Genomic DNA, 21,143 nt, shown 5'->3' with positions numbered 1-21,143 from the left:
CAATTGCGGGAGATAGGCGTGAGCGGCCAGTTGAGCCGGTCCCGTAGGCCTTGTTGAATTTCGAGAAGAAAGATAGAGCCAGTCGCTTTTCAAATCCCCCCCTTCGGGGAGGGGGGATGGCGTTTTCGAAGGGGGGGTTCATGTTGCGTGGACGCCCCCCTTATCGGTGATTCGATCTCACCTGCGATTTGTGGGCAAGCGAGTCGTCATTGAAGGTGTCGAAACCGCAGAACTGTTTGCGTGGGTCAAGACAATCGATCAGATCGATTGTGAGGGGTTACTTTATTTCCGCCTCGATCGCCAACGAGCAGATAGACACGCTCGTTGCGCGGCACGGGCTGCTGCATCGATCGGACAAGCCGGCGCCCCCCGGACCGCGCGCCGCGAAGCGGCGTCGCGACAGCCGGCTTAGTCTGGATAAACCTCACACCCCGCCGCCGCCCACGGTCCGCTGACTCTTCCACTGCCCCTGCTGCACTTCGAACAGCGTATAAGGCGGTTTGATCAGATCCCCATGCGGATCGAACGCGATTTTCCCTGTCACGCCCGTTACGTTCACTTTCGGGAAAGCCGCGACGATCTTCGCGCGATCGAGCGAGTCCGCGCTCTGAATTGCCTGAATCATCGCGAGCGCGGCGTCGTAGGCGAACGGCGCATACAGCTCGACATCCTGATTGAAGCGCGCCTTGTAGCGCTTGCCGAACTCCTGCGCGGACGGCAGCTTGTCGAGCGCAGGACCGGGCTCGAGATCGCGCGTCCCCTCGCCCGCGTTGCCCGCAATCTGCAGGAACGCGTTGCTCTTCAGCGCACCCGCGCCAAACAGTTGCGCGGGCATGCCGAGCGAGCGCATCTGCTTGACCAGCATCGCGCCCTGCTCGTCGAGTCCGCCGAAAAAGATCAGGTCGACGTTTTTCTGCTTCAACGAAGTCAGGATCGCGCGCAGATCGACCGCCTTGTCGTTCGTGAATTCGCGATCGACGACATTGCCGTTCGCCTGCTTTGCGCCCTTCTCGAACGCATCGGCGAGGCCCTGGCCGAACGCGGTGCGATCGTCGATGATGCCGATGCGCTTCGCCTTCAACTGCTGCACCGCGAACTCGCCCGCGATTACACCGCCCACGCCGTCGTGCCCCATCGTGCGAAACACGTTCGCGAAACCCTGCGCCGTGAGCGCCGGATTCGTCGAGCCCGGCGTGATCATCGCGACGTTCGCCGTGTGATAGACGGCCGAGGCCGGAATGCTGCAGCCCGAGTTGTAATGGCCGATCACGCCGACCACGCCGTCGTCGACGAGTTTCTGCGCGACCTGGATCGCGATGCGCGGATCGGCCTGATCGTCCTGCACGTCGAGCACATATTTGACGGGTTTGCCGCCGATCATCGGATGCTTCGCGTTCGCTTCATCCACCGCGAGCTGCGCGCCGTTCTGCAGGTCCTTGCCGACCCGCGCGACCGGTCCGGTCAGCGGTCCGACGAAGCCGATCTTGACGATTTGCGGCTCTGCGCCGTACGACGGCGCATGCGCGCACAACATCCCAAGGGCGAGTGCGACAACCAGGTTTCTGCGTTTCATGATGTCCGTCCTCTTCCGTGCAGCAGTTGCGGTGGTTAAAAACGACGCGGGCTGTAAGGCGCGAGATCGACCGGCGGCACGCGCCCCGCCACCAGATCGGCGACGACGCTGCCCGTCACGCCGCCCAGCGTGACGCCCAGATGCTGATGACCGAATGCGTAGACGACGCGCGGCGACGCGCTCGACGCTCCGACGACCGGCAGGCCGTCGGGCAGGCTCGGCCGGAAACCGAGCCAGTCGCTATCCGGTTGAGGCAATTGCGGCAGCGCGAGCCGCGCGGAGCGCGTGATCAGATCGAGCAGCGCGGCATTGCGCTGCGGTCCATAGCCGCCCAGTTCGACGGTGCCCGCGGCGCGGATGCCGCCGTCCATCGGCACCATGTAGAAGCCGCGCTCGGCCCAGCCGCACGGCCGTGAAATCAGCGACGACGTGCCGGGGAAGCGCACGTGATAGCCGCGCTCGGTATCGAGAGGTACGCGGTCGCCGCATTGGCGCGCGAAGCGGCCGGAAAATGCGCCGGCACAGACGACCGCCTGCGCGGCATCATATGCGCGACCCGCGTCGTCGACGATTCGCACGCTGTTGGCACCCGGCACGAGCGTGCGAACCGCGACGCGCTCATGCCTGAGGCCGCGAGCGAGCAGCGCCGCGTGCAACGCCTGCAAAAAGCCGCGCGGGTCGCCGAGGAACCAGCTGCCGTTGAACAACGTGCCGTGCGCAAAGATCGGCGCGAGATTCGGTTCGAGTGCGGCGATGCCGGCGCGGTCGAAGTTTTCGAAGCGCACGCCGAGCGAGCGCCGCAACGCGAGCGACGGCTGGGCCGCGTCGAACGACGCCGCATTCGAATACAGGTACAGGCATTCGCGCGGCCGCACGAAGCGCGACAGGTTATCGCTTTCGAGCATCTCGCGATAACCGTCGAACGCGCGCGACAGCAGGCTTGCGAGCGCTCGAGCGCTGTGCTCGTAGCGCCGCGGCATCGACGCGCATAGAAAACGCACAAGCCAAGGCGCGAGTTGCGGCAGATAGCGCCAGCGAATCCGCAGCGGACTCGTCGGCGAAAACAGGAAACGCGGCAGATTGCGGAACACCGCCGGGTTGTTCACCGGAATGCAGCCATAGTTGGCGAACGTGCCCGCATTGCCGTATGACGTGGCCTCGCCCGGACCGAGCGCGTCGAACAGCGTGACGTGGTGAGCGTCGCGCATCAGCCAGTAGGCGCTCGACAGGCCGATGAAGCCCGCGCCCAGCACGGCGACTTCGCTCATCGCGTGCGCCACTCGGCCGCACTGGCCGCCCGACCCGACTTTCCGCCCGATGCATCGACCGGCAGGAGCGTGCTCTGCTGCTCTATCACGACCGTCCCTCCTGTACCACGATTGCGCGTCGTCTTTCGACACGACGCCACACAAATCATGCTTTAATACTCACACAAAGTTTTTTTGTGTGCAATTAATTTGGCTTTGTGTGGACTTAGGTACTTTCCCCGAGCGAAACGGGCTGGCATCGTGCAGTGCGATGTACTTGCAGTTGCCGATCCGACGACGAACGGGTTTAGTATTGGCAGGGTCCTGCACGCTCGAACGGGTTTTTGCATGGAGATTCATGCTGGATGAAAAGCGCAATTGACCACACAAACGGTGAGGACGTGCTCCAGACAAAGGGCCGTCAGCCGACTTATCTCGAGTTGTCGCGCAGCCTCGAGGAACAAGTCCGCAGCGGCCTCTACCCGCCCGGCAGCCGTCTGCCGCCGCAGCGCGAGCTCGCGTTGGAGCTGGGCCTGAATGTCTCCACCGTGTCGCGCGCGTACAAGGAGTTGCAGGCGCGGGGGCTGATCGTCGCGAGCAAGCGGCGCGGCTCGATCGTCACCGGCGGCGCCATGCCTGCCGTGCGTGCCCGCAGCGACAGCACATCGGCAAGCGGCCACGCCGACGCGAACGCCGTGCTGGACCTGACCGTGAACCGGCCCGCCACCGGTGAATTCCTCACACAGCTCGCGCGGACGATGGCGCAGATCGCGCACGATCCCCGCTATCCGCAGACCCAGGAATATCAGCCGCCGCAGGGCCCCGAATGGGCGCGGGCCGCGGGCGCGCAATGGCTCGCCGCGCCCGGCTTCACGCCCAGCGCCGACAGCGTGGTCGTGACGAGCGGCGCGCAGCATGGCCTGTATGCGGTGCTGAGCAGCCTGATGGGGCATGAAGGCGTGATCCTGTCGGATCAGCTGACCTACTATGGCCTGAAAGCCCTCGCGCCGGTGTTTCAGTTCGAACTGGTCGGCATTCCGAGCGACGACGAAGGGCTGCTGCCCGACCGTCTCGAAGACGCGTGCCGGCATCGGCGCGTAAAGGCGATCTTCACGGTGCCGAATCTGCAGAACCCGACCGTGGTGACGATGAGCCTCGCGCGTCGCGCGGCGCTCGCCGAGATCGCGCGCCGGCATCACATCGTGATCATCGAAGACGACGTGTACGGTCCGCTGCTGCAAGCGCGCTTGCCGACGATTGCGAGCCTGTGCCCGGAGCTGACCTTCCACATCACGTCGACCTCGAAGATCCTCGCACCGGGCCTGCGCATCGGCTATCTGCACACGCCGCCGCATGGCGCGGCGCTGGCCGCGGAAGCGGTGCGCACGACCGCGTGGATGCCCGCGCCGCTGTCGACGCTGATCGCCACGCGCTGGATCGAGGACGGCACCGCGCAGACGATCCTCGACGCGCAACGCGCCGAGTTGCGCGCGCGCCAGGAGATCGCGCGCGAACTACTGCCCGCCGAGCATCTGAAGAGCGATCCCGCATGCATGTTCGTGTGGTTGCGCGTGCCGCCGCCGTGGCGCTCGGACGATTTCGCGGCCAACGCGCTCGCGCGCGGCGTCAACACGATGCCGGCCTCCGCGTTCGCGGTGGATCGCTCGACGGTCGAACACGGCGTGCGCATCAATCTCGCTTGCGCCGAGTCGCGCGAGCACCTGACGCGCGGCCTGCAAATTCTCGCGCACACGCTGCGCGACCGGCCGCGCGCGCTGTTCGGCACGATCTAGACAGCGATGGAAGCGTCGGGCGGAGCCGCTAGAATACGGCACGACCCTGTCCCTGCCGAGCCGCCTTCATCCGATGACTCCGTCCGACGATTCAAGCCCCTCCTCGCGCACGCCCGCCGCCGATGCGCTGTTCGCTTTCCTGAAGACGCTGCCGCTCGGCGACCGCTTGATCGAGGGCGGCTTCATGGCCGTGCAGGCGGTGGCGGGCGCGAGTCTCGCGTTCGGCATCGGCCGCGCGCTGCACACCGAGCAGGCGTTCTGGGCCGCGATCACCGCGATCGCGGTGAGCCAGCACAGCTATATCGACACTCGCAAGCTGTCGCGCGACCAGTTCATCGGCGCGATGGTCGGCGGCATTTGCGGGCTGATCGGCACGCTCGCGGGCGGCGGCCATTTTGCCGCGTACATGGCGACCGTCGCGGCCGCGATCCTGATCTGCTGGGTCGTCAACGTCGGCAGCGCGGCGCGCCTTGGCGGCATCACGGCGACGATCATGCTGCTGGCGCCAGGCATCGGCCCCGCGTGGGACAAGGCTTTTCTGCGGCTTGCCGAAGTGACGCTCGGGACGGTCTGCGCGCTCGTGGTCGCGCGGCTGATGGCGTCGCTCGAAAGACGTGCGTTCAGCAAGGGCGAAACGCCCAAATAGAATCACGCGCGCGCGTCGATTCTTTGGTCAGTCATCCGGAGCATCGTCCGTTTGCGTGCGACGCCGGTAACGTCCCGGCGTCACGCCGACGCTTTGCGCAAACGCCTTGCCGAACGCCGCCTCCGACTGATAGCCGACCGCCTCGCCGATGTCCGCCGCGCTGCGTTGCGTGCGCAACAGCAGGTCGCTGGCGATCGCCATGCGGATCTGCGTCAGAAAATCCATCACGGTCATGCCCGCGCGCTCGTTGAAACGGCGCGCGTAGGTCGCGCGCGACATCGCCGCGCGCTCGCCGAGTTCGGAGATCGTCCACGCGCGTTCGGGTGCATCGAGCATCGCTTGCACCGATGCGCCGAGTCGTGCGTCCGTCAGCAACGCGAGCATGCCGGCGCTGTTCGCATTGCGCTCGCCGTGCACGCGCAGTGCCATTGCGAACAGCGCGTGGCTCAAGGCCGTCACGATGGTGAGCGCGCCAGGCTGACGCCGCGCCGCTTCACCGCGCATCAAAGCGATCAGCGTTTGCAACGCATCGAGCGTCTGCGCGTCCCCCAGCGACACGTGCAGCGGATCGGGCAGCGCATCGAGCAGCAACGCCGACGAACCGGGCGCATAGGCGAAGCGGCCGCACAGCAGATCGACGCCTTCATGAGTCGCGGTGTGATTGGGCGTCTGCGCGGATGTGGCAGCTTCCTCACCGTCGTTGCGCCGCACCGGCAGCATGCCGTCGTGCCCGAGCGTCAGCGGCAGGCCGCCCGTCGAGCGCTTCACGTCGCGCACGCGATGCGCGGCGCCGCGCGGAAACAGCATGAAATCGCCGGCCTTCAATTCGAACTGCTCGCCGGCGGCGGTCTCGATCACGCAATTGCCGTCGAGCACCAGATGAAACGGCGCGACGCCCCTCTCCAGCGGCGCGTGATCGACATCGAATGCGCCTGATAACAGGCAGCGAAGATCGAGGCTCGCTTGCGGCCGGGCAAGGTCGATCAGGCGACTGAGCGTGTCCATGAGACGAGCGCGCTAAAAGTTGAGTCGAATGAGTATTCAGGATATCGCGGCGCGACGCAATACTGTTTCCACGACGCCGGCGACCGCTGGCGCGCAACGGACCAAGGAGCACTGCCATGTTGAACTGGATCGATTACCGCAAGGAACTGTTCGGCCGTATCGGCGAAATGTCGAAGCTCGCGCCGGACAGCGTGAAGGCGTATCAGGCGATGTCGAATGCCGGTCAGAAGACCGATCTGCTCGGCGCGAAAACGCGCGAACTGATTGCGCTCGCGGTCGCGGTGACCCTGCGCTGTGACGGCTGTATCACGGTCCATACGGCCGAGGCGCTGAAGCACGGCGCGACCCGCGAGGAAATCGCCGAAGCGCTCGGCGTCGCGATGGCGGTCAACGCGGGCGCGACGCTGGTGTACTCGGCGCGCACGCTGGACGCGGTCGCCGCGCATGCGCAGGGGTAAGCGAGTCGATGATGAGCCGGGGCGCTCGCCAAGTCGGCATGCGTGGTAACGCGCCGCATCGACCGATCATGTTCGGCGATGCGGCGCGCGGCCTTTGTTGAAGCGATTGATGAAGCGCGTATCAGCCTCCCGCGCGACCTTTCCTCAAAACTGGATCGTCGTGCGCAAGCCGAGAACCGCTTCGTTTCTGATGCGCTGGGACGAATCGTCCGGGTCCGGAATCCCGCCGCCCGGCCGCCAGAAGTACTGGAAGTCCGCTTGCAGCATCCACCACGGCGCGACCTGGTATTGATAAGTGGCTTCGAGCACCGTCTCCGCGCTGCGCGACGGATAGCCCGGCGTGTACAGCGCCTGCGCGCTCGCCAGATTCTGCGCGTGAGAACCGATCTTTGCATAGCCGAGCGCGAGCCCGACCACATCGTTGTCGCGGCCCTTGAACGGCGCCTTGAGCGTGACGCCCGCGTTGACGCCGAGATCGACCAGATTGCGATCGCCCGGCGCACCCATGATGCGGGCGAACACGCCGACCGACTGGGGACTGTCGGGGCCCGCGCGCCACACCATCTGGTCGGCAACCGCGTAGAAGCTGTAGTTGCCGCGATGATTCGTCGGCATGCCGTTGCTCGCCGGATTCGCCAGCGACAGGCCGCCGGTGTCGAAACCCTGATCCGCGAAGTGGTTGCTGTTGTACCAGAAGCCGAGCTTGTAGGTGCCCGGCAGGCCAGCCGGCCTCGGATCGGAAGGATTCGCCGACGGCTGGTTGATCGCGTACTGCAGTTCGCCGATCACGAGCGCGCCGTTGCCAAGATTGAAGTTCGCGCCGCTCGCGTTGAGCTTTTGCGGATCGCCGACGCCTGGCGCCGGGTTGCCGTCGAATACGCCGCCCAGCACGGTGACACCGTTCGCGAACGATGCGCGCGCCCTCACGCCGAGCGACGACAGCGGATAGGCCGGTCCGCCCGCGGGCAGATCGACGGCCGGCAGCACCGGCCAGCCAAACGTTGCATTCATGAAGGTAGCCGCGTACTGGCTGACCATGAACTCCTGATCGAGACTCTGCTGGCCGATCTTCACATCGACGTTGCCGAGCGACTGCTGATACCACAGTTCCCACAGACGGGTCGCGGCGTCGGCTTCGATGCCGCTCGCAGTTTGCAGTGTTTGCAGATTTCTGGCGGTCAGGCTCGTGCCGTGAATCTGCAGACCGGAGACGTTGAAGGTGCCCCCCGGCAATCCGAAGGCCTTTTCCGTATCGACGACGAGTCCGAACCCGGTCAAGCCTTGATAGGCACCGCCGCGATTGGTGCCGCCCGACAGGTTGCCCATGTATTCGCTGGTCTCCTGCAGATTGAACGTCACGCCATAGTTGCCGAGCCAGGGACGCAGGCCGCCCATTTCGCCGAACAGGTTCGAGCGCTCCCACAATCCGGTCGGCGCTGCGACGGTCTGATCGGCGGGCGCCGCATTGTCCTTGGCGCCGGGAACCGGTGCGGCCGGTGCAGTCGATGGCGCCGCTTGCGCCGGGGTGGCGTCGCCGGGTGTCTGCGCGAACGCGCAAGGGCCGAGGCCGAGGGAAAGGACCGCAGTCACGGCGATCGAACCGCCGGAGCCCAGTAGTCTGCGCTTGTCGATATTTTTCATCGGTTGTTGGGGATCGGAGTTATAGGGGGATCGCTCCGTCGTTATTCGCACATGCACATGGACGTGTGCGAAAGATCTGGCAAACAACGAGCGCAAATGCGAAAGCGCAATCGCCTCTGCAAGCGGGCTCGCAAACGACGGTCAAAAAAGAGCAGGCGTGCTACAGAACCGACGGCAAGGCCGGTTGGAATTGAAGCGCGCTAACCCGACTTAAGCGAGTCAGCGGCGAAGGAGTGAACCTGCGGCGACTATCTCGCGGTGGCGCTGCCGGTGCTGGCCGGCATCGGACTTCCACTTTCTGGACACGGGTCCATGGACGACTCCTTCGATACGTTGGGGCGGATTGTATTGACATGCTCGCCAAAAGCGCAAGTAAAAATCGCACAAGGACGGCCTCGGGTTCTTTCGAAGAATGTTGGCTCTGCTTAAAGAATCCGGTTGACTCCTGGTTTTTACCGCGTCTAGAATTCGCCCGTCTTCTCAAATGAGGCTGATGCCTTGGACACCTGCAGTAGTCAATCTTCGAACAGTTTCACTGCCTGACCGGCAGAACGTCCGCGCCCCTTCCCCGCGCCGCCGTTCCGCCAGCAGGCAGAACGGTGCGCGCCGCAGCAAAGCTCCTTCGTGCACCTCGATCATTAGCGCCATGTGGACGCGGCCTTCGCTCGTCCACGCTGGCACGCCCTCGCAAGCCTTCGGGTTTGCGGCCGGCGCTCGCCCATACCCGCGCCTGCTCGCGGGTTCGGACGAATCCGGTAGAGCCACGCTGCGCGTCCGCGCGCAGTTCAACCCGACGAGGAGCCGACATGCCCGACAGTGACAGTTGTTGTTTATGCCCCTTCCCTTCAGTCTTACAGAAGGAAAGCAGCTAGCACCCTGACGCCGCGCCAAGCGTGCGACGTTGGACCGTCTGCCCGCTTTCCGCTTGCCGCGTCAACACACGACGCGCGGAGAAACGTCATGAATTTCGCTCTGCTTTTGCCGCATCTGCCTTATCGCAACGAGTCGCGCGCTCACTACGAGTCGCTTCTATCGCTCGATCCGGTCCGCTCGAATCGGCTCCCCACGCTGTGGCGCCGCATCGGCTCGCTTTTCTCCTAAGTTCTGCCAAGCTCCTGTCACGAATCGACGCCATCATCGAAAGATTGTGGTGGTGCCTCGTCGTGACCGTTGCTTGCTGAATAAGCCCTTTCATCAACTTGCAATTAGTTATGTTCCAACTCAACGATCCGTCGCGAATCGATGCGCAGGCCACCGCCCTGTACGGCGGCACGACTTCGCTGCTCACCAATACTCACGGCCCCGGAGGTGACTGATGGAGTTCGGTTTCAATCTGAACCGCACCGCCAACGCATCCGCGCGGCGGCTGCTTCCAAACGGCTGGGACTTCGTTGCCTTTCCGTTGATCATCTGCCTGATCGCGATGGCGTCGATCGGCTTTCACGAGACGCTCGCGCCGATGTCGACGCTAAAGACCCAGGCGATCTCGCTCGATCCGGCCAACCTGCCCGAGTACGCGATGCGCACCACGCTGCGCATGCTCGCGGCGATGGTCGCCTCGCTGATCTTCACGCTGGTCTACGGCACGCTGGCCGCCAAGAGCCGCCGCGCCGGCCTCGTGCTGGTGCCGATTCTCGACATCCTGCAGTCGGTGCCGGTGCTCGGCTACATCTCGTTTACGGTCACCTTCTTCCTCGCGATGTTCCCGGGCCGCGTGCTCGGCGCCGAGCTCGCCGCGATCTTCGCGATCTTCACGAGCCAGGCGTGGAACATGACGTTCAGCTTCTACCAGTCGCTCCGCACGGTGCCGCGCGACCTCGATGAGGTGTCGCGCGGCTTTCACCTGACGTCGTGGCAGCGCTTCTGGAAGCTCGAAGTGCCGTTCTCGATGCCGGGACTGATCTGGAACATGATGATGTCGATGTCGGGCGGCTGGTTCTTCGTCGTGGCTTCCGAAGCGATCACGGTCGGCAACAACACGATTACGCTGCCGGGCATCGGCGCCTACCTCGCGCAGGCGATCAGCGACAAGAACCTGCACGCGATCGGCTGGGTCATCCTCGCGATGACGGTCGTGATCCTCGCCTATGACCAGCTGCTGTTCCGTCCGCTCGTCGCGTGGGCCGACAAGTTCCGCATGGAGACCACGAGTTCGGGCAACGCGCCGCAGTCCTGGCTGCTCGACATGATGCGGCGCACACGTCTGATTCATCAGTTGCTGACGCCGGCGGGCGTGCTGCTCGCGAGCACCGCGCGCATCCCTTTGCGTGTGCCTTTCGCGAACGTCCGGCGTGCCAGCCGAGCACGCAGCGACACTTCGACACGCGTCGGGGACATCGTGTGGGGCGTGCTCGTATTCGTGCTGACGGTCTATGTGATCTATCGCGTCGTCGCCTATGTGCGTACCGGCGTGACGCTCGACGAGGTCGGTCACGTGTTCCTGCTCGGGCTCATCACGCTGCTGCGCGTCGCCGTGCTGATCGCGATCTCGTCGCTAATCTGGGTGCCGATCGGCGTGCTGATCGGCCTGCGTCCGGCGCTCGCGGAAAAGGTCCAGCCGCTCGCGCAATTTCTCGCCGCGTTTCCCGCGAATCTGCTGTTCCCGGTGTTCGTGATCGTGATCGTGCGCTTTCATCTGAATCCGGATATCTGGCTGTCGCCGCTGATCGTGCTCGGCACGCAGTGGTACATCCTGTTCAACGTGATCGCGGGCGCGACCGCCTATCCGAACGACTACCGCGAGGCGGCCACCAACTTCCGCATCCGCGGCTGGCAATGGTGGCGCCAGGTGATGCTGCCGGGCGTGTTCCCTTACTACGTGACCGGCGCGATCACCGCGTCGGGCGGTGCGTGGAACGCGAGCATCGTGTCCGAGTTCGTCCAGTGGGGCGATACCAAGGTCGCCGCGCATGGCCTCGGCGCCTATATCGCCGAGACGACCGCCGCCGGCGACTTTCCGAAGATCATCCTTGGCGTCGCCGTGATGGCGCTATTCGTCACGCTGTTCAACCGCGCGCTGTGGCGTCCCCTGTATGCCTTCGCCGAATCAAGGCTCCGACTCGACTAGGAGTAAACCCATGCAAAACGTCATTCAAGCCATCCCCGCCGACCTGCTCCAGTCGTCGCCGCGCCTGGGCGGGCAGGTGCTGAACATCGAGCACGTGAGCCGCGGCTTTCATAAAAATCAGAGCGAGCTGCTGGTGCTCGACGACGTGAATCTGACGCTGCGCGAGGGCGAGATCGTCGGACTGCTCGGCCGCTCGGGCTCGGGCAAGTCGACGCTGCTGCGCATCATCGCCGGTTTGATCCGGCCGACGAGCGGCAACGTGACCTACCTGGGCAAGCCGCTCGACGGTCCAGCCGAGGGCGTCGCGATGGTGTTCCAGACCTTCGCGTTGTTTCCGTGGCTGACGGTGCTGCAGAACGTCGAAGCGGGGCTGGAGGCGCTCGGCGTCGGCATCGAGGAGCGGCGCACGCGCGCGCTCGCGGCGATCGATCTGATCGGTCTCGACGGCTTCGAAAACGCGTATCCGCGCGAGCTGTCGGGCGGCATGCGGCAGCGCGTCGGCTTCGCACGCGCGCTCGTCGTCGATCCGACCATCCTGCTGATGGACGAGCCGTTCTCCGCGCTCGACGTGCTGACCGCCGAAACGCTGCGTACCGACCTGCTCGACCTGTGGAACCAGGACCGCATGCCGATCAAGTCGGTTCTTATAGTCACGCACAACATCGAGGAAGCCGTATTCATGTGCGATCGCATCCTCGTACTGTCGTCGAACCCCGGGCGCGTGGTGGCCGAGACCGTGGTGCCGTTCGCTCATCCGCGCAACCGGCTCGACCCGGATTTTCGCGCGCTCGTCGACGAAATCTACGCGAAGATGACCGCGCGCCCCACTGGAGCCGCGGCCAAACGCGAACTCGAACCCGGCAGCTGGTTGCCGAACGTGTCGACGAACCTGATGGCTGGTCTGATCGAAACGCTTGCGGCAGCGCCCTATAACGGCCGCGCCGACATGCCCGAGATTGCGCGCACGCTGCAGTTGGAAGTCGACGAACTGTTCCCGATCGCGGAGATGCTGCAGTACCTCGGCTTTGCCGAAGTCAGCGAGGGCGATGTGTTCCTCACGCCGCCCGCGCATCGATTCGCCGAGGGCAGCACGCAGGAGCGCAAGATCATGTTCGCCGATCATCTGTTGCAGTGTGTGCCGCTCGCCGCGCGAATCAGGAAGGTCCTCAACGAACGGCCCGGACATCGCGCGCCGCGCGTGCGCTTCGAGCAGGAGCTCGAGGACCTGCTGTCCGACAGCGCGGCGCAGGAAACCCTCGATGCGGTGATCGACTGGGGCCGTTACGCGGAAATCTTCTCGTACAACGACAAGACGGAAACCTTCAGTCTCGCGGATGTCGAGACCTGAGCGGGGCCGAAACGAAATGGCCGCGGAGAACCTGACGGAGGTGCTTCGCGGCCATTTTTCAGTTCGCGCCGACCTTCACGGATTGATCTCGCCCGCACCGGGCCGGCCGCGCAGCCGCCCGGCAATGCGGCCGAACGCGTACCACTGCTGAGCGATCAGCCCATCCCCATACGAGCGCGCGGCACCATGCGGCGCGGGCAGCTGATCCCGGATGCCGGTCGGCTCGACGGCGCGCTCCCACGACGCGGTGCCGAACAGCATGTCCCACCACGGGAACAGCACGCCGAAGTTGCAGCCGTAGCGGGTGCCTTCGTGGCCATAGCCAATCGCATGATGACGCCGATGAAACGCCGGGCTCACGATCAGGCGTTCGAGCAGCCATCCATACGGGAGGCGCGCATTCACGTGCTGCACACTCTGCATGAAATTGCCGAGCGCGACGAGCACGACGAACTGGTTTGGCTGCACGCCGATGAACAGCGCAATGGCCGCAAAAAACGCCGCCTGCAAGATGTCGTCCAAAAAGTGATTGCGGTCGTCGGCCCACAGCGACATCTGCCGCTGGCTGTGATGAACCGCATGCAATTCCCACCACACGCCGAACCGATGTTGCCAGCGGTGATACCAGTAGCCGGCGAAATCGAGCACGATCAGGTAGATCAGAAACGACACGAGCGGCTGATCGGTGACGCCCGGCCACAAATCATCGACCTCGATGTTGGGCACGTCGTGGATCGCCATCAGGCTCTGCCAATGATTGAAGAACGGCTGCAGCAGAAAGAAGAATGCAAGATTGATGATGCCGAGCTTGGCGATCCACGTGTAGGCCACGTCCGCGCGCAGCGCCCTGCGGTCCGACCATGTCTCCACCGGGCGCAGCGCTTCGAGCGGGCGCAACAGCAGATACGACACGACTATCTGCATCGCGCCGACGATCACCCAGTAGAGCGCGTCGTAAGTGTCTTCGTCGTAGCCCATCAGATTGAAGCGGTAGAAGATCGGCTGGACCACGTCGACGTACAGCAGCGTCTGCAGGGCTGAGATGCCGTTGTCGAGTTGAGCGGCGAGTTCGTGAATCATGTAAAGCCTTTCGGGTTGCCTCAGTCGGGATTGGGCGCGTAGACCGGCGCGCGGTTGGCGAAATAAAGACCGTGCGGCGAGCGCCCCACCGCGATCGTATCCACCAGCCGATGCGTGCTCAGGTCGATGACGCCGACGTGCCTCGCGAAGCGGAACGTGACCCATAGATAGCGCCGGTCCGCCGATAGTTCCATGTCGTCAGGGCCCGGCATCAAACCGGTTATGTCGGCCACTTTGGTCAGCGTGTTGTAATCGAGAATGCTGATCGTGTTCTCCACGCGATTCGACACGGCAAGATGCTGGCCATCGTCGAGATTGCGGAAGTTGTGCGCGCCGCGGCCCGTGTGGATCTTCTTCACGAGTTGGCGGCTTTTCCAGTCGACCACCGCGACATTGTCTTCGCCCGTCATGCCGACGAGCAGATAACGATCGCCCGGGGTCATCCAGAGTCCGGCCGGCGTCTTGCCCACATGCAGCTTCCACGACACTGACTGCGTCGGCAGATCGATCGCCGCGACTTCGCCCGTGTCCTGAAGCGTGACGAACACGGTGCGGTTGTCGGCTGCAAAGGTCAGGTGGCTCGGGGTCTTCGCGAGCGGAATCCGCTTCGCGAGCGTCACGTTCTCGCCATCGTAGCGATAGATATCGAGGCGATCGAGCCTCAGTCCCGCGGTGACGAACCACTTATGGTCGGGCGAAAAACCAAGCTGGTACGGGTCTTCGATGCCCTCGACACGGCGTTGCACCCGGCCGCTGTGCGGGTCGACGAACATCAGGTCGTTCGAAAACGCATCCGCGACGATCAGCGAACGACCATCGGGCGTGATCATCAGATGATGAGGCTCCTTGCCGGTCGGCTCGGTGCCGATCACTTTGTGCGTGACGGGATCGATCAACGTAAGTTGCGCTTCGCCCGAGTCGAGCACGATCACGTTGTCGGCGGCGTGGGCGAGATGAGGCAATGTCAGCGAACAGCAAGCCAACGCCACGAAAGCGCCAGTTTTTGTAATCGAAGCGAATGCGAATGTCACGAACCGGATAGGACTCTGAAATACGACGCTGGGCATCGGTGCGGCCGATGCGGAAGAAGACCTGCCGTGTGAAGTCTACGCGCAATCGCGTGGCAAATGTGATGAAGATCGCGGCCGCGCGAGCATCGAACTCGCGCCGCCCAACGATAAAGATTCAGGCCTTCTTCAGCGTTCGCGAGAACGCCGTCGCGCTATCGCTGACGACGTGCCGAACCTCGGCCAGTTGTTGCCGGCGCTGTTCGCCATGCCGCTCCAGCATCCAGCCCGGATACTCGGCGGGCAGCGCGCTGACCTCGGCGAGCTTCGCGAGCTCATCGGCGGATAGCGCGACCTTGGTCGCCGCGATGTTGTCGTCGAGCTGCTCGATTTTCTTCGCGCCGACGATCACCGTGCTGACGACACGCTGATGCAGCAGCCACGCCAGCGCGATCTGTGCGACCGATACGGTCTTCGCCGCGGCCATCTCGCGCATCACGTCGATGCAGTCGTACGCGCGTTCGCGATTGACCGGCGGAAAGTCGAAAGTCGTGCGACGGCTGCCCGCTTCACCCTGCTGTTCACGTCCGTACTTGCCGCTCAGAAAACCACCCGCGAGCGGACTCCATACCATCAGACCGAGGCCTTCGCTTTGCAGCATCGGCACGAGCTCGCGTTCGAGATCGCGGCCCGCGAGCGTGTAATACGCCTGCAGCGTTTCGAAGCGCGCGGCGCCAAGCCGCTCGGCGATGCCGAGCGCCTTCGCGATTTGCCATGCGGCCCAGTTCGACACGCCGACATAGCGCACGTGGCCGTGCTGCACGAGCGTATCGAGCGCGCGCACGGTTTCTTCGATCGGCGTGGCCGGATCGAAACCGTGGATCTGATAGAGGTCGACGTGATCGAGTTGTAGACGCTTCAGGCTCGCCTTGATGCCGTCGAGGATGTGATAGCGCGACGCACCGCGCGCGTTGGCGAACTCGCCCGTCTGGCCGAACACCTTGGTCGCGATCACGACCTTGTCGCGCGGCACTTTCAGATTTTTCAGCGCGTTGCCCGTGATGAGCTCGGACAGGCCGCCCGCGTAGACGTCGGCCGTGTCGATGAAATTAATGCCCGCGTCGAGCGCCCGGCCGACCAGCCGCTCCGCGTCGCTTTGCTGCAGATCGCCGATCTGCCGCCAGATGCCTTCGCCACCGCCGAAGGTCATCGTGCCCAAACACAACTCCGATACAAACACACCGGTACGGCCCAACTGGTTATATCGCATCGTCGACGCTCCATCGTGGGGACAGGGAGAATCGTCAAGCGTACTGCAAATGGCGGAGGCTGGGAGGAGAGGCGCACGCGGCGAAACTACGAATTCCAGCAGTAACGCAACGCCCAACGCGCCGCGCACGAGCGCCGAAAACCTGCGAGACTGACCGCTATTACGAGTCAGCGTGGAATGCCCCGCAACCGCAAAAAACGGGCGACATTAGCGGGTACTGATCCAGCCGCCCCCACTGGATATCCCCCGCGCCGCCCTCATCTACACGAGCATGACTTCGGCAAAAACTGCCGCCGCACTCGACGCGGCGCCCCGCTCCCGCAAGGCCCGCTCCACCGCGAGCGCGGCGCGGCCCGTCGCACCTGCCTTACCGCCAGCCCCGCAGGCGCTCGCCGGCTTTCACCCGGCCGTTGCCAGCTGGTTTCAGAAAACCTTCGCCGCCCCGACCGATGCGCAAGCCGCCGCCTGGCCGCAAATCCGCAGCGGCCGCTCGACGCTGGTCGCCGCGCCGACCGGCTCCGGCAAGACGCTGACGGCGTTCCTGTCCGCGCTGAACGACCTGGTGTCGGAAGGCCTCGCGAACGACGGCGTGCTGCCCGACGAAACGCTGGTCGTCTACGTGTCGCCGCTGAAGGCGCTGTCGAACGACATCCGTCTGAACCTGCAACTGCCGCTCCAAGGCATCGCCGCCGAACTCGACGCCCTCGGCCTGCCGCCGCTCGACATCCGCACCGCCGTGCGCACCGGCGACACCACGCAGCAGGAACGCAACGCGCTGAAAAAACGCGCGCCGCACATTCTCGTGACGACGCCCGAGTCGCTGTACGTGCTGCTCGGCTCCGATTCGGGCCGCCGCATGCTGGCGACGGTGCGCACGGTGATCGTCGATGAAATTCACGCGCTCGCGGGCAGCAAGCGCGGCAGTCATCTCGCGCTGAGCCTCGAACGGCTCGACGCGCTCTGCGGCCGGCCCCTGCCGCGCATCGGGCTGTCGGCGACGCAAAAGCCGGTCAGCGCGGTGGCTCGGTTTCTGGTCGGCCGCGCGAGCCTCGATAGCGACGTGCCGGCCGAGTGCGCGGTGATCGACGTGGGTCACGTCCGCGCGCGCGACCTCGCGCTGGAGATCCCGCCGGTGCCGCTCGAAGCGGTGATGGCCAACGAAGTGTGGGAGCGCGTCTACGACCGGCTCGCCGAGCTGGTCGCGCAGCATCGCACGACGCTCATCTTCGTCAACACGCGCCGCATGGCCGAGCGCGCCGCCCGTCATCTGACCGAGCGGCTCGGCAAGGACGCGGTCGCCGCGCATCACGGCAGCCTCGCGAAAGAACATCGTTTCGACGCCGAACAGCGCCTGAAACGCGGCGAGCTGCGCGTGCTGATCGCGACCGCGTCGCTGGAGCTCGGCATCGATATCGGCGACGTCGATCTCGTCTGCCAGATGGGTTCGCCGCGCGCGATCGCGCCGTTCCTGCAACGCGTCGGCCGCTCGGGGCACCACGTCGGCGGCATGCCGAAGGGGCGCCTCTTTCCGGCCTCGCGCGACGATCTGCTCGAATGCGCGGCGCTGCTCGATTGCGTGCGGCGTGGCGAGCTCGATGCGCTGCGCATCCCGCGCGCGCCGCTCGACGTGCTCGCGCAACAGATCGTCGCGGAGGTATCGAGCGCCGAGTGGAGCGAGGATGCGCTGTTCGACATGCTGCGGCGTGCCGCGCCGTATGCGGATCTGCCGCGCGAGCAATACGACGCGGTGCTGCGCATGCTCGCCGAGGGCTACACGAGCCGCCACGGTCCGCGTGCTGCGTATGTGCATCGCGATGCGGTCAACGGCACGTTGCGCGGCCGGCGCGGCGGCAAGCTGGTCGCGGTGACCTCGGGCGGCACGATTCCCGAGAACGCCGATTACGCGGTCGTGCTCGAACCGCAGGCGCTCAATATCGGCACCGTCAACGAGGACTTCGCGGTCGAAAGCCTCGCCGGCGATGTGTTCCAGCTCGGCAACGCGTCATACCGGATTTTGCGCATCGAAAGCGGCCGCGTGCGGGTCGAGGACGCGCAGGGGCAACCGCCGAACATTCCGTTCTGGCTCGGCGAGGCGCCGGGGCGCAGCGACGAGCTGTCGTTCGCGGTCGCGAGATTGCGCGAGCAGGTCGAAGCGTTGCTGACGGAGGGCGACACACGTGCAACCACGGCAACCGCCGTAGCCGCAAGCGAACTCGAGCCCACCACGCCGCGTCTCGACCACGCTATCACCTGGCTCGCCGACAACCTGGCGCTCGACGAACCGGCCGCGCGCCAGATCGTCGAATACCTGGCGCGCGCCCGCGCCGCGCTCGGAGTCTTGCCGACGCAGAGCACGCTCGTGATGGAGCGCTTCTTCGACGAATCGGGCGGCACCCAGCTCGTGATCCACTCACCGTTCGGCAGCCGCGTGAATCGCGCGTGGGGGCTCGCGCTGCGCAAGCGCTTCTGCCGCAGCTTCAACTTCGAGCTGCAGGCGGCGGCCACCGAAGACGCGATCGTGCTGTCGCTGACCGGCAGCCACTCGTTCGTGCTCGACGATGTGTGGCGCTATCTGCATTCGAACAGCGCCGAGCATCTGCTGATCCAGGCGCTGCTCGATGCGCCGTTATTCGGCGTGCGCTGGCGCTGGAACGCGACGACCTCGCTCGGCCTGCCGCGCTACACGGGCGGGCGCAAGACCGCGCCGCAACTCCAGCGCATGCGTAGCGAGGATCTGCTTGCAAGCGTGTTTCCCGAACAGGCCGCGTGTCTGGAGAACGTCGTCGGCGAACGCGAGGTGCCGCGCCACCCATTAGTTGACCAAACCATCGACGACTGCCTGCACGACGCGATGGACAGCGAACGCTGGCTCGCGCTGCTACGCCAGATCGAGCACGGCGAGTTGCGGCTCGTCGCGCGTGATCTGCCGGCGCCGTCGCCGCTCGCCGCCGAAATCCTGACCGCGAAACCGTACGCGTACCTGGACGACGCGCCGATCGAGGAGCGCCGCACCCAGGCGGTGCTGAACCGCCGCTGGACCGACCCTGAAAGCGCTGACGATCTCGGCGCGCTCGACGCCGCCGCGATCGACAGCGTGCGCGACGAGGCCTGGCCGCAAGCACGCAACGCCGACGAAATGCACGAAGCGCTGACGGGCCTCGCCTGCATCACGGAAGCCGAGGCGCGCACGCATGAAGATTGGCCCACGCTGCTTGCGGCGCTGGCGAAAGCCGGCCGGGCGACGCGTTTGCCGCTGGCCGCGCAAGCAGACGCAAGCACGGGCAACGACGACGTCAGCGACGGCGCGCTGTGGCTGCCCGCCGAACGTCTGACCTGCTTCGAAGCGCTCTACCCCGGCATCGCGCGCAATCGCTACACGCCGCCGCTGAGCGCCCCGAAGGGCTACACCGAAAGCTGGAGCGCCGACGACGCGCTCGTCGACGTGCTGCGCGCGCGGCTGACCGGTTTCGGCCCGCTGACGGTCGACGCGATCGCGCGCCCGCTCGGTTTGCCGGCCGAGCGGATCGAACCGGCGCTGATCCGGCTCGAGGCCGAAGGCTACTTGTTGCGCGGCCGCTTCACGCCGCACACGAGCCACGAAGAATGGTGCGAGCGGCACCTGCTCGCACGCATCCATCGCTACACGGTGAAGCGGCTGCGGCGTGAGATCGAGCCGGTCGAGCGGCACGACTTCATGCGCTTCCTGTTCGAATGGCAGCATCTGACGCCGACCACGCGCGCCGAAGGCCGCGACGCGCTCGCCGCCGCGCTGGACCAGCTCGAAGGCTTCCAGGCCGCGGCCGGCGCATGGGAGGAGGACATCCTGCCCGCGCGGGTGCGCGCCTACACCAGCAGTTCGCTCGATGAGCTATGCCGCGCCGGCAAGATCGTCTGGACCCGCCTGACCGAGCGGGCGCGCGGCGCCGCCGGTCCGGTCCGCGGCACGCCGATCGTGCTGCTGCCGCGCGCGCAGTTGCGCGCGTGGCGCGCGCTGCTCGATCCGGCGCGCCAGGTCGAGTTGTCGGCGCTCGCGCAAAGCGTGCACGACACCCTCGCGCAACATGGCGCGATGTTCTTCGACGAACTGCTCGCCGAGGTGCGCGTGCTGCGCATGGAACTCGAAAACGCGCTCGGCGAGCTGGTCGCGGCCGGCCTCGCGAACTCGGACAGCTTCGCGGGTCTGCGCGCGTTGCTGAAGCCGGTCGCCAAACGCAACGCGTTTTCCAGCAGCCGGCGCGCGCGAGCGAGCGCGCTGATCGGCGGCATGGACGACGCCGGGCGTTGGGCGCTCGTAAGCCGCCCGTCCGCCGTCGCGCCGGAAAATCCGTCCGAGCGGCGCAGTCAGTTGCCGCCCGAGGTGCTCGAACACGTCGCAATGACGTTGTTGCGCCGCTACGGCGTGGTGTTCTGGCGCGTGCTCGAACGCGAGGCCGAATGGCTGCCGCCGTGGCGCGATCTGCTGCGCGTGCTGCAGCGGCTCGAGGCGCGTGGCGTGATCCGCGGCGGGCGTTTCGTCAACGGGCTCGCGGGCGAGCAGTTCGCGCTGCCCGAGGCGATTCCGCTACTGCGCGAGGTGCGGCGGCAAGCGAACGACGGTGCGCTTATCTGCGTCGCGGGAACCGATCCGCTGAATCTCGTCGGCACGCTGCTGGTCGGCGACAAGGTGCCAGCCGTGACCGGCAACCGCGTGCTGTATCGCGACGGCGTGCCGGCGGCCACGCTGGTGGCCGGCAAGTTCTGGTTCGACGCAGCGCTCGACGCCAATCCGATCGAGCGCGAACGCGCCCGCGCGCTGCTCACACACCGCTTCTAACGACGTCACCGTGGCCTCGTTTTGCCATGCCATCGTGCCGCCGCGCGCGGCCACCCCGGCTCGTGCTCATGGTTAGCAAAACGTTAATGATTCTTCGCTCGAACTGTCACGCTTAGATACAATGGGGCAGTTTCACTTTAGTATGAGGAAGACCGTCTGCCGCCGCCCGCCTTGATAGCGACCGCCGGCACTCTC

14 protein-coding genes are annotated in these 21,143 nt (G+C 65.4%); 7 read left to right on the top strand and 7 right to left on the bottom strand.

Translation table 11 applies throughout. From position 1 onward, the window contains the following. Positions 1-424: 424 nt before the first annotated feature. Together AB3X86_RS11955 and AB3X86_RS11950 are read right to left on the bottom strand one after the other, a co-directional pair. Positions 425-1,573, bottom strand: coding sequence for a branched-chain amino acid ABC transporter substrate-binding protein (locus AB3X86_RS11955; RefSeq protein ID WP_176106071.1), 1,149 nt, complete (start codon positions 1,571-1,573; stop codon positions 425-427). A gap of 35 nt (positions 1,574-1,608) precedes the next feature. Beyond that, the gene (locus AB3X86_RS11950) at positions 1,609-2,841 is read right to left on the bottom strand and encodes an NAD(P)/FAD-dependent oxidoreductase (protein ID WP_368596131.1); all 1,233 of its coding nucleotides are present in this window, start codon (positions 2,839-2,841) and stop codon (positions 1,609-1,611) included. Positions 2,842-3,185: 344 nt separating this feature from the next. Here AB3X86_RS11950 and AB3X86_RS11945 point away from each other — a divergent pair, with 344 nt between their 5' ends. Both AB3X86_RS11945 and AB3X86_RS11940 read left to right on the top strand, forming a co-directional pair. Next, positions 3,186-4,613 (top strand): PLP-dependent aminotransferase family protein, encoded by a 1,428-nt coding sequence (locus tag AB3X86_RS11945; RefSeq protein ID WP_368596130.1) that lies wholly within the window; start codon positions 3,186-3,188, stop codon positions 4,611-4,613. 73 nt (positions 4,614-4,686) lie between these two features. After that, positions 4,687-5,259: an aromatic acid exporter family protein gene (locus tag AB3X86_RS11940; protein ID WP_368596129.1), complete on the top strand. Its 573-nt coding sequence runs from the start codon at positions 4,687-4,689 to the stop codon at positions 5,257-5,259. Positions 5,260-5,286: 27 nt separating this feature from the next. Here AB3X86_RS11940 and AB3X86_RS11935 read toward each other — a convergent pair whose 3' ends face one another. After that, positions 5,287-6,264 carry a cupin domain-containing protein gene (locus AB3X86_RS11935; protein WP_368596128.1) on the bottom strand — a complete coding sequence of 326 codons (978 nt, stop codon included), beginning with the start codon at positions 6,262-6,264 and terminating at the stop codon, positions 5,287-5,289. Between the two features lie 116 nt (positions 6,265-6,380). Between AB3X86_RS11935 and AB3X86_RS11930 the strand changes: the two genes are divergently transcribed. Then, positions 6,381-6,722: a carboxymuconolactone decarboxylase family protein gene (locus AB3X86_RS11930; protein ID WP_368596127.1), complete on the top strand. Its 342-nt coding sequence runs from the start codon at positions 6,381-6,383 to the stop codon at positions 6,720-6,722. A 144-nt stretch (positions 6,723-6,866) separates the two neighbouring features. On the opposite strand, the gene AB3X86_RS11925 is transcribed toward AB3X86_RS11930, so the two are convergent. Beyond that, complete coding sequence (locus AB3X86_RS11925; RefSeq protein WP_368596126.1) at positions 6,867-8,363, bottom strand: carbohydrate porin; 1,497 nt, start codon at positions 8,361-8,363, stop codon at positions 6,867-6,869. 960 nt (positions 8,364-9,323) lie between these two features. On the opposite strand from AB3X86_RS11925, the gene AB3X86_RS11920 reads away from it, so the two are divergent. The 3 genes from AB3X86_RS11920 to AB3X86_RS11910 all read left to right on the top strand — a co-directional run bounded on the left by AB3X86_RS11920 (position 9,324) and on the right by AB3X86_RS11910 (position 12,778). After that, entirely contained in the window at positions 9,324-9,464 is a 141-nt protein-coding gene (locus AB3X86_RS11920; RefSeq protein WP_176383085.1) for a hypothetical protein, read from the top strand. Between the two features lie 214 nt (positions 9,465-9,678). Beyond that, the gene (locus AB3X86_RS11915) at positions 9,679-11,430 is read left to right on the top strand and encodes an ABC transporter permease (RefSeq protein ID WP_368596125.1); all 1,752 of its coding nucleotides are present in this window, start codon (positions 9,679-9,681) and stop codon (positions 11,428-11,430) included. Between the two features lie 10 nt (positions 11,431-11,440). Next, on the top strand, positions 11,441-12,778 hold the full coding sequence (locus AB3X86_RS11910; RefSeq protein ID WP_368596124.1) for an AAA-associated domain-containing protein: 1,338 nt from the start codon (positions 11,441-11,443) through the stop codon (positions 12,776-12,778). Positions 12,779-12,853: 75 nt separating this feature from the next. Here the strand turns inward: AB3X86_RS11910 and AB3X86_RS11905 are convergent, their stop codons facing one another. The 3 genes from AB3X86_RS11905 to AB3X86_RS11895 all read right to left on the bottom strand — a co-directional run bounded on the left by AB3X86_RS11905 (position 12,854) and on the right by AB3X86_RS11895 (position 16,135). Then, a complete protein-coding gene (locus tag AB3X86_RS11905) occupies positions 12,854-13,858 on the bottom strand; it encodes a sterol desaturase family protein (RefSeq protein ID WP_368596123.1) in 1,005 nt (334 codons plus the stop codon). Positions 13,859-13,878: 20 nt separating this feature from the next. Next, a complete protein-coding gene (locus tag AB3X86_RS11900; protein WP_368596122.1) occupies positions 13,879-14,925 on the bottom strand; it encodes a YncE family protein in 1,047 nt (348 codons plus the stop codon). A 118-nt stretch (positions 14,926-15,043) separates the two neighbouring features. Beyond that, positions 15,044-16,135, bottom strand: coding sequence for an aldo/keto reductase (locus AB3X86_RS11895; RefSeq protein WP_368596121.1), 1,092 nt, complete (start codon positions 16,133-16,135; stop codon positions 15,044-15,046). 271 nt (positions 16,136-16,406) lie between these two features. Here AB3X86_RS11895 and AB3X86_RS11890 point away from each other — a divergent pair, with 271 nt between their 5' ends. Beyond that, on the top strand, positions 16,407-20,948 hold the full coding sequence (locus tag AB3X86_RS11890; protein ID WP_368596120.1) for a DEAD/DEAH box helicase: 4,542 nt from the start codon (positions 16,407-16,409) through the stop codon (positions 20,946-20,948). Positions 20,949-21,143: the final 195 nt, after the last annotated feature.

The sequence above is a fragment of the Paraburkholderia sp. BR14374 genome (assembly GCF_040948685.1).
Classification (GTDB): Bacteria; Pseudomonadota; Gammaproteobacteria; order Burkholderiales; family Burkholderiaceae; genus Paraburkholderia; species Paraburkholderia youngii.
The sequence above is the reverse complement of the archived record's forward strand: the minus strand, read 5'-3'. Positions and strand labels throughout refer to the sequence as shown.